Below are 13,734 nucleotides of genomic sequence, written 5' to 3'. Positions count from 1 at the left end.
ATTTATCAGATCTTTTTTATATGATAATACTTTCATTAACATCAAGAATAATTACTTCTGATGAGGTAACCTTTTTATTGAAATCATGAGGATCAGCTTCTATAGGTTTAAATGTGTTGTAATGCATAGGCACTACCTTTTTTGGTTTTATAAAATCTACCGCCTTTACTGCATCATCTATATCCATCGTATAATTGCCACCTATAGGTAGAAATGCAACATCTATTTTCTCATCTTCTAATAATTTCATATCGTAAATTAATCCTGTATCCCCTGCATGATACACTTTTTTACCATCTATTTCAATTATAAATCCTCCTGGATTTCCTCCATATATCATAGTTTCACCTTCTGTTATTCCTGAACCATGAACTGCATTAGTCATTTTTACTACACCAAAATCAAATTTTGTACGTCCTCCAATATGCATGGCATGAGTTTTTACATCAAATTTACATAAATAATTGCAAATTTCTGCATTTGATATGACTAAGGAATTATTTTTCTTTGCAATTTCAACAGCATCACCTAAATGATCTCCATGTCCATGTGTGATGAAAATATGTGTTATATTATGCAAATCATTTACAGTCAATGTGCATAATGAATTGCCTGTAATAAACGGATCTATTATCCCTTTAAAATTATCCTTTTCCATCAATATTACTGAATGTCCTAAATAAGATAATTTCATAAACAATAACCTCTCTTTTCTATATTTTTATAATATTAAATTGTAAGATTCATCCTATTTAATTAATTTCATCAGAGTTTTAAATTCTGGGGTACCTGATTCTTTTAATAGGTCAAATACTATTGTTTCTGTATTAGTAATAACTGCTCCCATTTCCCTCATAAGAGCTATTGCATTATCATAATTTTCTCTTGTTCTAGAACCTACCGCATCTTCTGCAACAAAAACATAATAACCTTGTTTTAATAAATCTCTAACAGTTTGGAAGACACATACATGCGCTTCAGCCCCTGTAATAATAACTTTTTTTCTTTTGATACTTTGTATATGATCTAATACTTCATTTGAGCAACTTGAAAAAACCATTTTGCTAAACTTAACGGCGCTTTCCAGTTTTTCATCAAGCTCTTCAACCGTTTTACCTAAGCCTTTTGGATATTGCTCAGTTACTAAAATTGGAATATCCATATTTTTTGCAGTCTCTATCAAAATTCCATTATTACTAATTATTTTTTCACCTTTGTTTATTGCAGGCATTAATTTTTCTTGTATGTCTATAATTAGTAAAATTGCCTCTTCTCTATGTAAACAATATTTTTCCATAAAATTTCTCCTTTTATTAGCAAATGCTGTGTCGTAACAGTATATTTACCTTTTTTGTTATATATTTGTTTATATTTTACCATATTTATATATCAACAGTAAAGAGAGTTTATCCAAATAAATCAACTTTATAATATATTTTACACTAAAATAATATACCTTGGAACTTTATCTATCCATGTTCGTCTAATAAATATAAACTAAAATTAACTAGGAGGTTACATAAATTGAAAAAAACAACTAAAATGTCAGCATTAATATTGTCAATGACAATTTCCTTTTCTTCAATTTCTGCTTTTGGAAACACAACAGGAAATGTCACTACTCAATTCAATGATACTAATGAAGTAATGCCAATAAGTGCAATTAATGAAACTATTAAGCCACATTCATTTTATTTATCATTTACAGGAACAGTAAAGGAAATTGATGAAACTAAAGATGGTATATCTAAAATATTTTTAGAAAACAAAGATGGTAATCAAGCATATTTTATTTTATCCGAAAATACTTATTATATTGATGATGTTAATATCGAGGTAGGTACTGAACTCACTGGTTACTATGAAAGTGATAGACCAATGATTTTAATTTACCCACCTCAATACAGCATTGATATAGTATCACCAGTTATTAAAGATGAAAATATAAAGGCAGATAAATTTGATACAGATCTATTAAGTAGAGATAAATGTTTAAAATTAAATATTTCTGAAAATACTGAAATATTATGGGAAAATAATACTCAAATAAATTGGATAAAAACACCAACTTTATCCGAACTTGAAACTATTCTTGGCAATAGAAAGCTTATAGCTTTTTATGACGTGACTACAAAAAGTATACCTGCTCAAACTACTCCAAATAAAATAATTGTATTATCTCAACAAGAAGATGATTCAATTATTAATATTTCAGTTAATAATGAAAAAATTGATTCTCCGCAAGCATTCATAAATCAAGATGGTGTAGCAATGGTTCCAATTCGTGCTATTGCTGAATCACTAGGATATAAAGTTACTTGGAATAATGATGAGAGAAGTGTTAAAATAGATGATGAAGCATCTTTAAAAATTGAGCAAAATATTTACTTGAATTTTGATAAAACACAAATTGAATTAGAAACAGCTCCTGTAATCGTAAATGACAATACGTTTGTACCACTTAGTTTTTTCAAAGAAGTACTAAATGTAGAATCAGTAAATTTCTTAAACAATGAAATTACTATAAATTAATATTTATAGTAAACTATAACAAGATATTAAAAAAGCCTAATAGCAACTATTAGGCTTTTTTGTATATTTCATATATTTACATCGATATATAATATATGAATGCAATGATTAAAGTTCTTTTATTATTTTGTCATCATTTATAATATTTTTTTCTTCAAATATACTTTTAACAGAATCCTCAACATTATTTAATAATGTTGATTGATGGCTATCATCTAGTTTTTTCATTTCAAAGAAAATAAATGTTCCAGTTACTACGGAAGATAATACATCTGCCAAAGGACCTGCTGATACTACCCCTTCTAGCCCAAAAAATCTTGGTAAAATTAACAAAGCAGGTATTAATATAAGTACTTGTCTCGATAGCGAAAGCAAGGCTGAATGTTTTGGTTTTCCAACAGCTTGAAAGTAATTTGATGATACTATTTGGAATCCAATTATAGGGAAAAACATCATGAATCTTTTTATAGCAAATGTTCCAAAAGATATAAGCTCTTTATCATCACTGTTAAACATAGAAACAAATTGTTCTGGGAACAACCTAGTCGCAACCCAACCAGTTGTAATAATAACCGTTGCAGAAATAACTGCTAATTTATATGCTTCCTTTACTCTATCGTACTTTTTAGCACCATAGTTATATCCAATAATAGGTTGAACACCTTGATTAATTCCAAAAATAGGCATAATCATAAGAGTAACAATACTATTAACAACACCCATACCTGAAATAGCAATATCACCACCATAAGTTGCTAAACTAGTATTCATAATAAAATTCTGAACACTTGCTGCAAGTTGCATTGCAAAAGGTGCAGCACCTAAAGCTACTATTTTGCTTACAACCGATGCTCTTAGTTTTATATTTTTAGTATGAATTTTTAACAAACTTTTCCCACCTAAGAAATAACTAATTACCCAAATTGCTGAAGTAGCTTGAGATATTATTGTAGCTATTGCAGCACCTCTCATACCCCAACGAAAGCCAAATATGAAAATAGGATCTAAAATCGTATTTACAACAGCACCTATTAGCATTGAATACATTGCTATTTTAGGATTACCTTCAGACCTTATAAAATTGTTCATACCCATTCCCACAGATTGAAATACGGCACCTATAAGTATAATTTGCAAATAGTCTCTTGCGTATGGTAATATTTTCTCACTAGCTCCTAAAAGCTTAAGTAAAGGGTTAAGGGTTAATGATCCAATAACAGTAAGACTCAATGAAATCAAAATTAATAAACTTAGAGCATTACCCAAAATACCTTCTGCTTCCTCTTTTTTATTTTCTCCCAATCTTATTGATACTAATGAGTTTGCTCCTATCCCTATTAACATTGAGAAAGCCATCATAATTAACATAACTGGAAATGCTATTGTTATACCAGCAATCCCTTCATAACCAATTCCATTGCCAATAAAAATTCTATCTACTACATTATATAAAGCATTAACTAACATACCAACTATAGCTGGTATGGAAAATTTCATCAATAGTTTTGATACTTTTACTTCACCTAATTGTTTTGATCTATCCATTTACTCACTCCTATTATAATTAACTTTTATTAAATTATTGAAATATAGATTATTGCATTTCCTTTAAATTATTTACAACACGCAATAAATAATTTCTAAAATCATTAACTTCTTCTTCTGAAAACCCCTTAACAATTGTGTTTCGGTTTTCAGAATGCATTTTTTCTAACTCTTCTAGTTTACCTACTGCTTTATCAGTAACTTTAATAAGTACAGACCTTCTATCATCTGGATTATCAAACCTTTCAACCCAACCTTGAGATTCTAACCTATCTATAACACCTGAAATAGTAGGTCTATCACATTCTAATCTAGCTGCTATACATGCAGGAGACAATCCTGAGTCAGTAGCTTTTTTTTGATAGTAATATAAATCCTTTAATACAGCAAATTGACCTGTTGTTATACCAATTGCATTTAATTTATTAGAAAAATTATTTTTCGCTAACATGGATACTTTATGCAAAATGTATCCTATATCTTTGTCTTTTAGCATTTTTCCTCCTAAAAAAGTAGTTAGTGCGCTAATCAAATTCAATATAATTAGTATACTAACTACTTTGTCAAATGTCAATCTTTATTTTATTATTCTCTGTCATTTATGCTTTCTACGCTTTCAAAATCTTCCCAGAAATTTTTAATTTTAAAGTACCTTATACCACCTTTCTTTCTATATCCTTCTTCATTATATGTTATTGGCTTATAAGATTTACCTATTACAATATCATCTGCAAAATATTTTTTATAAATAGCAATTTGTTGCAATCCATAGCTGCCTGTAATAGAAATATTAACTCTAAATCTACTCTTAAATGATTTTAATTGCTTATTATATTCATTAGCTTTATTAGCTTCTTTCATCAAATTAAAATTTGCAAAGCTATTTTTAAATGTATATGAATAATCATGCCTACCTAGATATGTAATATCACAATCTTCCACTATATTAAAAACACCAGCAATATCATCTCCTACATTATGTTCAGTAACACTTATTCTCACCTCTGGATTAATTAAAGCTTCTCTATTGGTATTAATAACTCTAAAAATTATCATATCTGTTTCTTTGTTATATATTATTTTCTTTGAAAACTTTATTGAATCTCCAGGATAAAACATTTTAATTGAAAGAACTGAAACCATTAATGCAAAATACATTGTTGACATGCATGAATGCATTATTATTAATACTTTTCCAACAAAATTAACTGGTACAAAATCACCATAACCAATTGCTAAAGAAGTCACAAACGAAAAATAAATATAATCAAAAAATCCAGTTCCATTTATTAAAACCTTATTGGCATAATAAATAATAGCAAAAAATAAATTAATTGATAAATAGAAACTTAATAATTTTGCTAAAACCATTATAAAGTTTTGTTTTCTAATTTCACTAACCCACCCATAGTTGGATCTTCTTGGATATCTAAATTTCATGAATACCTCACATTATACAATTTCTTAATTTATAATTGTATTATTGTATGCTAGAAAGCTAATATTAACAAAATATTTTATTTAAATTAGTTTTCTGGCAAAAAAAAGGTACGCACCAATGCGTACCTTACAATTTCATGTCATACTGTCTATTTAATTTAAAATTGTTGCAATAGATAAATCTCCATCTTGAACAAATTCTACTTTATATCCTAATTTTTCAAAATCTCTAACTTTTATCATAGTTTTAGAATTGAAAAGAATACCTGTTACCTCAATTTTTTCAGCACCTCTTACTATATAAGCTGTTTTTGTTGCATCTTCCCATGATACTTCCTCACCAAATGCTTCTCCTATATATCTTAGTGGCAAATATATTCTTCCATCAATTATAGTATATGGTTGAATATCAAAATCAGTATTTCCTTCTAATCTTGTAGAAGTTACCATTGCATCTTCATCTCCAGGATACCATTCTAATTCCATTTTTTGTATTGGATTAATTTTATCCTCAGCTGTGTTTAATAAACCTTCTAATTTTTCTACTTCAACAATATTGCCTTCTATTTGAGTTTTTTCAATTATTTCTGGAAATATTATAGTTTCAGATACTAAACTGCCCATTTCAATACCTTCATATACTATTTTCACTTCATCTTTTTCTATATATTTTTTTCCTTCTTTATATATTTCACTTTTTATCTTACTATCCTCTATCATATCAATATATGTATCAAGTTCGCCAGAAGCTAAAAACAATGCAGCTTCATCTATAAACTCATAGAAATCTTCTCTACTTTCCTCTAATTCAACAAACATTTCTTGTTTATCTTCTTCAGTAAAACCTTCTACCTCCATATTAGAGTATAAATTTTTAACATAAGAAACTGTTTCATCAAATACTATTGTTTTATTTTCATATAAATATGTAAATAAATTTTGAATAAATGTCAATGCATTTTCAGATGACAATTCAATAGAATACCCTTTAGATGTTTTTGTTATAATCTTAGAATCAAAACCTTTAAAAGCTTTTGTTAAATAATCATAACCACTATCTGACATTTCTTTATAAGACATATCCTTATAAACATCACCTAAATCAGTTAACAATATGTAATCAACATCTTTCAAATCATTATCATATACTTCTTGCATAACTTTTGCTTCGCTATCACTTTCCATAATACGTGCTAAAGTAATTACCTCTAATAGAGAATTTTTCGATACATATACTTTATTATCTACAACTTTAAAATTCATAGGACTTTCTATTCCCATATCATTTACTTTAAACAATAAATCAAATGACATATACATAGATTCTAAATCCTCTAAATTCACTTCTCCATCTAATGTAAAATCAACATTGAACTCTTCTCCTGCCATTTCCTCTGAAACATTAATTGTTGTGGTGTTTTCAAAACTATATTCAGTAATATTTGATAAATCTTTTGTATATTTTAAATATCCTAAATCATTTACTCCGCATCCAGTCAACATAGAAATAGACATAACACCAACTATTGCTAATGAAACTAACTTTTTAATCATATAATACACTCCCTCTTTCCCACAATTGTGGATTTGATTTTATAATATCTATTTATAGTATGTAATTTTATATACTATAATATTGTAATATGATAACACAATCCATTACAGTTCTACAAGAATAATTTTACCAAATAATAATTATCAATTTCATTTTTAATTATTTCGTTTTTGAGTTTTTATTATTTGTTGCTCCATCTGCACATCTTTTCGGAAATAAAATCAATTAAATTAAATAATAAAAAACCAACAATTGAAATCAAAATTATTCCAATATACATATCAATATAATTAATTCTAGACCACGCATCTATTATGTAATAACCCATTCCAAATTTAGTACCATATCCCTCAACAAAAAATAAAATCGCAACTGCTGTTCCTAAAGATACCCTTATACTAGTTAAAAGCTGTGGTAAAATGGCTGGTAAAGTAACGTTCCACAGTATTTGTAATTTATTTGCTCCAACGCTTTTTATTACTTGATATACCGTACTATCAATATTATTAACACTATCTCTAACCGAAATAATTACCTGAAAAACTATAATTAAAAACATAATTAATATTTTAGAACCATCCCTCATACCAAACAAAACCATTGCTATTGGCAATAGAGCTGTTTTGGGAATAGGATAACTGAAATAAATGAGTGGAAACAGTATTCTATTAGCAACTTTAGAATACGCCATACCAATTCCTATTGGAACTCCAATTAACAGAGATAGAATAAGACCAATTGCAATTCTTTTTAAGCTATAAAATACATGGAGAAATACATCATTGGTAAAAAGATTATTAAGATTTTTATATACATCAATTGGGTTGGGTACTACATTTATATTTAATATAATAGATGATATTAACCATATAGCATTTATTAAAAGAAAGCCTTGAATAAATATCTCCCATTGCTTAATCAATTTTCTCATTTATATCACCTTATTTTTGACATCTGGTTTTAGTTTATCTCTCAAAGTACGTTTAATAGATAGATATTCGACTTCATCAGGAAACAATTTCCCAAAATAAGGATTTTTAATTTGATATTTTATATTTCCCATGTTAGTTCCCATTACTAATATTCTACTTCCTAAATATAATGCTTCATCAATACTATGTGTAACTAATATTGTTGTTGGCTTATAATTTTCCCATATTTTCAAAAACAAAGACTGCGCTTCTTCTCTGGTGATTTCATCCAGTGAAGAAAACGGCTCATCCATAAGCAATAAATCAGGCTCTAAAATAAATGCCCTTGCAATAGCTGCCCTCTGAACTTGACCCCCACTTAATTCCCTAGGATATCTATGGAGCAGGGGAATAATATCTAAGGATTTGCATATTTCTTCAATACGTTTATTTGTTTCATTATTTATTTCTTCATGACGTATTTTAAGTGGTAACAAGTAATTTTCCATAACTGTTTTCCAAGGCAAAAGTCCACAGTTTTGAGGTATGATTCCAATTTTATGAACTTTAGAACTCAAAGCCTTTCTATCACCATCTTGTATATAATCAATTCTTCCACTTTCAATAGTTTTAGTTTTAGCTAGCGCATTTATTAATGTTGATTTCCCACACCCTGAAGGTCCAAGTATAACTAAAGTTTCTCCCTTTTCAATTTTTAGAGAAAGGTTATTTATGACTTGTGTTTTTTCATTTATAGATTTATAAGTTATAGAAACATTCTCTACTAAGACCATATTATCACCATGCTTTTACTATTATTCAGAATAAACATCATAAATCATTTGTTCATATTTTAAATCCGAACTACAAAGTCCTTTGTTGCTAGCCCAAGCTATTGCTTCTTCTATTTCTGATTTAGGAGGTAATTCACTTGTTCTAAAAGGCTTTATTTCAATTTTACCAATCATTTCTTCTGGATAACCTACAGCTTTAACAACAATTTCTTCATAATCCCTAATATTAGTTTTATTCATGTAGTCAACTGCTTCGTTATATGCTTTATAAAGATTATGAATTGCTTCACCCTTTTCATCTAGAACAGTTTGAGAAAACGCTGATACTGCTGGATATAAGTCAAATTCATTTGCGCTTCCTAGCAATACAGCTCCATCATTTAATGCTAAAGTTGCAAATGGTTCTGGCATTAATCCAAGGTCTATTTTGTCATTTCTAAGTAATTCTAACCTATCTGGTATCCTTGGAACTACTTCTCTTGTCACATCAACATTATCTATATTGTTATTCTTTAAAATATCATCAAAAGTGTAGTCTATTAAAGTATTTTCTGAAATAGCAATGCTTTTTCCCTTAATTTGACTTATATCTGTAATTCCTGTATTTTTACCTGCAAGCAATAAGTAATCTCCATCTGTGATACCTGTTATTTTAACATCAAAATTAGCATTTTGATACATGCACACACCTATATAATCTGTTAATACTCCATCTATTTCTTCAGCTTGAAATGCAGCATCTCTGTCTTTTGCCGATGTAAATACTTCTAAATTTAATTTAATATTATATTTTTCAGCTAATCCAATCTCATTTATCAATACATAAGGAATTACATCTGACGATGACATCATTCCTATTGTAATTTCAGTTGCTTCCTGTGTTGGTATATCACTAGAAGTTTCATTTTGAACTTCGTTAGGTGTTTCATTTGGTGTTTGGTTCTTTGTAGTACATCCTGTAAATAGTAGTGCTAAAATTAATAGCACAGAATAAATTTTAATTTTCATATCTTTACCTTTCAATTTTATTATTTTTCATATAAATGCATCAAGTAATCCAAAAACTAGCAAAACTATACTAACAAGTTGATTTATGCTATAAGATGCAATGTTTACATTTGTTAAATTAGTTGGTGATACAATGTTATACTCTGCTACAAAAAGTGCTGCTATAACTGCTATTCCTAAATAATAAATTAAACTCAATTCTATTGATAAAATTCCGATAAATATCAAGCATACCAATGTAATAACATGAAACATCATTGAAATGAACAAGGCATTTTTCACACCAAACTTTGCAGGAACAGAATGAAGTCCATTAGCTCTATCAAAATCATAATCCTGAGAACCATAAATAATATCAAATCCAGCAACCCATAATGTATTGGCTACCCCCATTACTAATGGAATCAAAGAAATTTTACCAGTTACTGCAATCCATGCCCCAACAGGAGCGCATGCACATGTAACTCCAAGTATGAGATGGCAAAAAAAAGTAAATCTTTTGGTATAAGAATAAATAATCATTAAGAACAAAGCAACTGGTGATAGCAATAAACAAACTAAGTTCAGTTTATATGCTCCAAAAAGCATGATAATAAAGCAAACTGATGTAAAAATAATTACTTCAATCTTTTTTATTTCTCCCTTTGGTATTTGTCTAGTTGCAGTACGAGGATTTCGTGAATCAATTTCTGCATCTATAACCCTGTTTATAGCATTTGCACCTGTTCTTGCCGCCATAAAACAAACAAGTATCCAAAACATTGTTGAAAGAGTTGGCAAGCCTTTAGCCGCCAAAATCATAGAGACAGCCGCGAAGCTAAGAGAAAAAATAGTATGAGAAAACATAACAAGCTTGCCATAATCTTTAATTTTGTTAATTATTTTAGTCAATTCCATATTCGTCCCATCTTTCATTTACATATTGTTTAATTTCTTCTGACATTTCAATATCATTTGGCCAATCTCTAGTTAGTCCTTCACTCTTCAATTTTTTCGTAGCATCAATTCCTATTTTATCATCAATTATTATAATATCTCTCTTTGCATCAATATTGTTAAATAACTTCCATATTATAGTTGATATATCCTTTGGATTATTAACATCATCTACAACAATTACAAATTTTTCAGGGTTTGTTTTAAAAAATTCCTTTAAAGTTTCTTTACCTTGATATGGTTTTTCTTTTTTAATTATAATAAATTTATAAGAATCATTTGTTTTATCTTGTTCTTCAATATTTATATTAGTAGTTGCATCAACACCTAAACGGCTACCATACATGGCATTATTTGAAGAATGATCTAAAGCATCTAAAGGGCCATCTGAAAAAACCAAATTTTCTTTATTTATTACATTTCTCAGAACAGCATCTTTTACTTCATTTAAATTTTGGACATTAACCTCTTCATCTACCACTACAATTAATTTAGTGTACATCATTTGTCCTATGCCCCAAATAGCATTCATGATTTTATGAGCACAGCCTGGATATTTATTTTTTACAGATACGATAGCACAGTTATGAAATACTCCTTCAAATGGTAAATTTAAATCTACTAATTCAGGCATAATCATTTTAAGCATAGGAAGAAAAATACGCTCCGTAGCTTTTGCCATGTAGCAATCCTCCATTGGAGGTTTTCCAACAATAGTAGCAGGATAAATGGCATTCTTTTTATGAGTTATGCAAGTAACATGAAACTTGGGATAATAATCCGCTAAAGAATAATATCCTGTGTGGTCACCAAAGGGACCTTCAAGAACTAATTCTTCTGCTGGGTCGACATATCCTTCTAGTATTATTTCTGCATTGCTTGGAACATATATATCATTTGTAATACACTTAACCATTTTTACATTTGATTTCCTAAGCCATCCAGCTAACATCATTTCATCAATCATTTTAGGAAGAGGAGCCGTTGCAGCATAAGTAATAGATGGATCGCAACCCAATGCAACTGAAACAGGCATTTTTTGTTTATTATCTTTATATCCTTTGTAGATTTCCGAACCATCCTTATGCTTATGCCAATGCATACCAGTGCTTTTTTCATCAAGTATCTGCAATCTATACATCCCAACATTTTGTTGTTTAGATTTTATATCCTTTGTAAATACTAAAGGCAAAGTTATAAATTTGCCTCCATCTTCTGGCCAACATTTAAGTACAGGCAATGCGTTTAGGTCTACTTGTTTTTCAATTACCTGCTGACATTTACCTTTTAATTTGCTTTTTATAGGAAAAACATGCAAAAGCCTAAATAATCTCGGTATGCTTTTAATCAGCTTTTTAACTGATAAGTAGTTAGACAAATCTAAATATTTATCTATTTCATCTCCAATATCATCTAAATTCTCAACACCCAAACCAATGCTCATTCTATCATAGCTACCCATTGCGTTAATTAAAAGTGGATATTTAGAATTTTTAACGTTTTTAAACAACAATGCTGGTCCATTAGCTTTTGATATTCTATCTGCGATTTCTGTAATCTCAAGTTCTGATAAAACACTTACATCTATAGATTTCAACTGACCCCTAGAATCTATTTCATTTATAAAAGTTTGTAAATCTTTATATGCCATAAAGCACATACCTCATAATTAGTTAAAATATTTATTTGCTTTATGTTTATTATTTAATAACATTATTGACAAATATAAGCTTATTCTAATACATCAAACTCAATTTTGCAATAATGAATTAAAAAAGCGACTACATTACTAGTCGCAATTATATTTATAACTTATTTAATATTTTAATCTTCCCATAACTCATTCATAAGATTAATTATTTTTTCTTTACGCTCCTCCGTTTCATTTACATCCACTTCAATAGAAATAACATCTCCTACTTTAGCGTTTGTAGGAATTATAGATTTTGGAATATTTATCATTTCTTTATTTTCTAATTCAACAACAAAAAAATTTTCTTCAATACGATCTATTATTATTTTCATAATCTTTCCTTATTTAAATATATTTTTCTTTATTATAAAAATTCTTCTACATTAATATTATATCCATCAGACATAATTACAATTGTACCTGACAAATCAGTTCTATAAATTTCAATGTTTGATTTATTTAGTAAATTTATTGTTTCCTCGTGAGGATGACCGTATTCATTATCTTTACCGGCAGAAATTATAGCATATGTTGGTGAAGCTTTTTTTAAAAATTCTTCCGATGTTGAGGTGTGACTTCCATGATGACCTATTTTTATTACATCCGCCCTAACATTTGCCATAATTTCATCTTCTGATAATTTTTCGGCATCTCCCATAAACAAAAATGAATTATTTTTATATGAAATTTTTACAACAGCAGAATAATTATTTAAATCTTCATAACTTTCATTTACAGGTGCTATTATATCTATTTTTAAATTATCGTTGTTTATAATATTCACCCCAGCTTTTGCTGCTTTAATTTTAAGATTTTTGTTTTTTATAGAAAGCAACACATCTTCAAAAGTTTTTGTAGTATGCTCAACTTTTGGCATATAAACATTCCCAATTTCAAATGTATTAATTACCGTATCAAGTCCTCCTATATGATCTTCGTGAGGATGTGTTCCAACAACATAATCTATTTTATCATAATGTAATTTTTTAATGTAATTAACTACAAATTTATCATCGGCGTTATTTCCAGCATCTATTAACATAGTTTCTTTGTTAGGTAATTCTATTAAAATAGAATCTGCTTGACCAACGTCTAAAAAATGTACTTTTAATGCATCTGTTAATTCAAGGGAATCTTGACTAGTACTTTTTAAATCATCAAGCCCTGGAAAATACGATATAAATAAGTATATTAAAAAACTTAGTGCAAAAATAATAGCTTTAATTTTATTCTTCTTCATTAAGCAATTGTTCCTCTTTTCATTTCAGTGTCATGGTTCTATTAATATAATCATTATAAAATTAAAAGAACACTCCCTTG

14 protein-coding genes are annotated in these 13,734 nt (G+C 28.4%); 1 reads left to right on the top strand and 13 read right to left on the bottom strand.

Annotated elements, in window-relative coordinates:
* Positions 1-16 precede the first annotated feature (16 nt).
* A complete protein-coding gene (locus J2Z76_RS15025) occupies positions 17-694 on the bottom strand; it encodes a metal-dependent hydrolase (RefSeq protein ID WP_209512877.1) in 678 nt (225 codons plus the stop codon).
* A 54-nt stretch (positions 695-748) separates the two neighbouring features.
* Positions 749-1,297 carry a hydrolase gene (locus J2Z76_RS15020; protein ID WP_209512876.1) on the bottom strand — a complete coding sequence of 183 codons (549 nt, stop codon included), beginning with the start codon at positions 1,295-1,297 and terminating at the stop codon, positions 749-751.
* A 227-nt stretch (positions 1,298-1,524) separates the two neighbouring features.
* Here J2Z76_RS15020 and J2Z76_RS15015 point away from each other — a divergent pair, with 227 nt between their 5' ends.
* Positions 1,525-2,532 carry a stalk domain-containing protein gene (locus J2Z76_RS15015; RefSeq protein WP_209512875.1) on the top strand — a complete coding sequence of 336 codons (1,008 nt, stop codon included), beginning with the start codon at positions 1,525-1,527 and terminating at the stop codon, positions 2,530-2,532.
* 108 nt (positions 2,533-2,640) lie between these two features.
* Here the strand turns inward: J2Z76_RS15015 and J2Z76_RS15010 are convergent, their stop codons facing one another.
* From J2Z76_RS15010 to J2Z76_RS14960, 11 genes are all read right to left on the bottom strand, one after another.
* Positions 2,641-4,077: an MATE family efflux transporter gene (locus J2Z76_RS15010; RefSeq protein ID WP_209512874.1), complete on the bottom strand. Its 1,437-nt coding sequence runs from the start codon at positions 4,075-4,077 to the stop codon at positions 2,641-2,643.
* Positions 4,078-4,126: 49 nt separating this feature from the next.
* On the bottom strand, positions 4,127-4,573 hold the full coding sequence (locus J2Z76_RS15005) for a MarR family winged helix-turn-helix transcriptional regulator (RefSeq protein WP_209512873.1): 447 nt from the start codon (positions 4,571-4,573) through the stop codon (positions 4,127-4,129).
* Between the two features lie 89 nt (positions 4,574-4,662).
* Entirely contained in the window at positions 4,663-5,517 is an 855-nt protein-coding gene (locus J2Z76_RS15000; protein ID WP_209512872.1) for a potassium channel family protein, read from the bottom strand.
* A 153-nt stretch (positions 5,518-5,670) separates the two neighbouring features.
* Positions 5,671-7,071, bottom strand: a complete 1,401-nt coding sequence (locus tag J2Z76_RS14995) for a stalk domain-containing protein (RefSeq protein WP_209512871.1) — start codon at positions 7,069-7,071, stop codon at positions 5,671-5,673.
* A gap of 182 nt (positions 7,072-7,253) precedes the next feature.
* Positions 7,254-8,003, bottom strand: a complete 750-nt coding sequence (locus J2Z76_RS14990; RefSeq protein ID WP_209512870.1) for an ABC transporter permease — start codon at positions 8,001-8,003, stop codon at positions 7,254-7,256.
* Positions 8,004-8,777 (bottom strand): ABC transporter ATP-binding protein, encoded by a 774-nt coding sequence (locus tag J2Z76_RS14985; protein ID WP_209512869.1) that lies wholly within the window; start codon positions 8,775-8,777, stop codon positions 8,004-8,006.
* Positions 8,778-8,798: 21 nt separating this feature from the next.
* Complete coding sequence (locus J2Z76_RS14980) at positions 8,799-9,785, bottom strand: ABC transporter substrate-binding protein (RefSeq protein ID WP_209512868.1); 987 nt, start codon at positions 9,783-9,785, stop codon at positions 8,799-8,801.
* Between the two features lie 27 nt (positions 9,786-9,812).
* Complete coding sequence (locus J2Z76_RS14975) at positions 9,813-10,682, bottom strand: UbiA-like polyprenyltransferase (protein WP_209512867.1); 870 nt, start codon at positions 10,680-10,682, stop codon at positions 9,813-9,815.
* Entirely contained in the window at positions 10,669-12,372 is a 1,704-nt protein-coding gene (locus J2Z76_RS14970; protein ID WP_209512866.1) for a menaquinone biosynthesis decarboxylase, read from the bottom strand. The genes J2Z76_RS14975 and J2Z76_RS14970 overlap by 14 nt, the downstream gene beginning before the upstream one ends.
* A gap of 173 nt (positions 12,373-12,545) precedes the next feature.
* Positions 12,546-12,746 carry a DUF3006 domain-containing protein gene (locus J2Z76_RS14965; RefSeq protein ID WP_209512865.1) on the bottom strand — a complete coding sequence of 67 codons (201 nt, stop codon included), beginning with the start codon at positions 12,744-12,746 and terminating at the stop codon, positions 12,546-12,548.
* Between the two features lie 32 nt (positions 12,747-12,778).
* A complete protein-coding gene (locus J2Z76_RS14960) occupies positions 12,779-13,654 on the bottom strand; it encodes a ComEC/Rec2 family competence protein (protein ID WP_209512864.1) in 876 nt (291 codons plus the stop codon).
* Between the last annotated feature and the right edge of the window lie 80 nt (positions 13,655-13,734).

The sequence above is a fragment of the Sedimentibacter acidaminivorans genome, assembly GCF_017873955.1.
Classification (GTDB): Bacteria; Bacillota; Clostridia; order Tissierellales; family Sedimentibacteraceae; genus Sedimentibacter; species Sedimentibacter acidaminivorans.
This window is presented reverse-complemented; position numbering and strand designations above follow the sequence as displayed.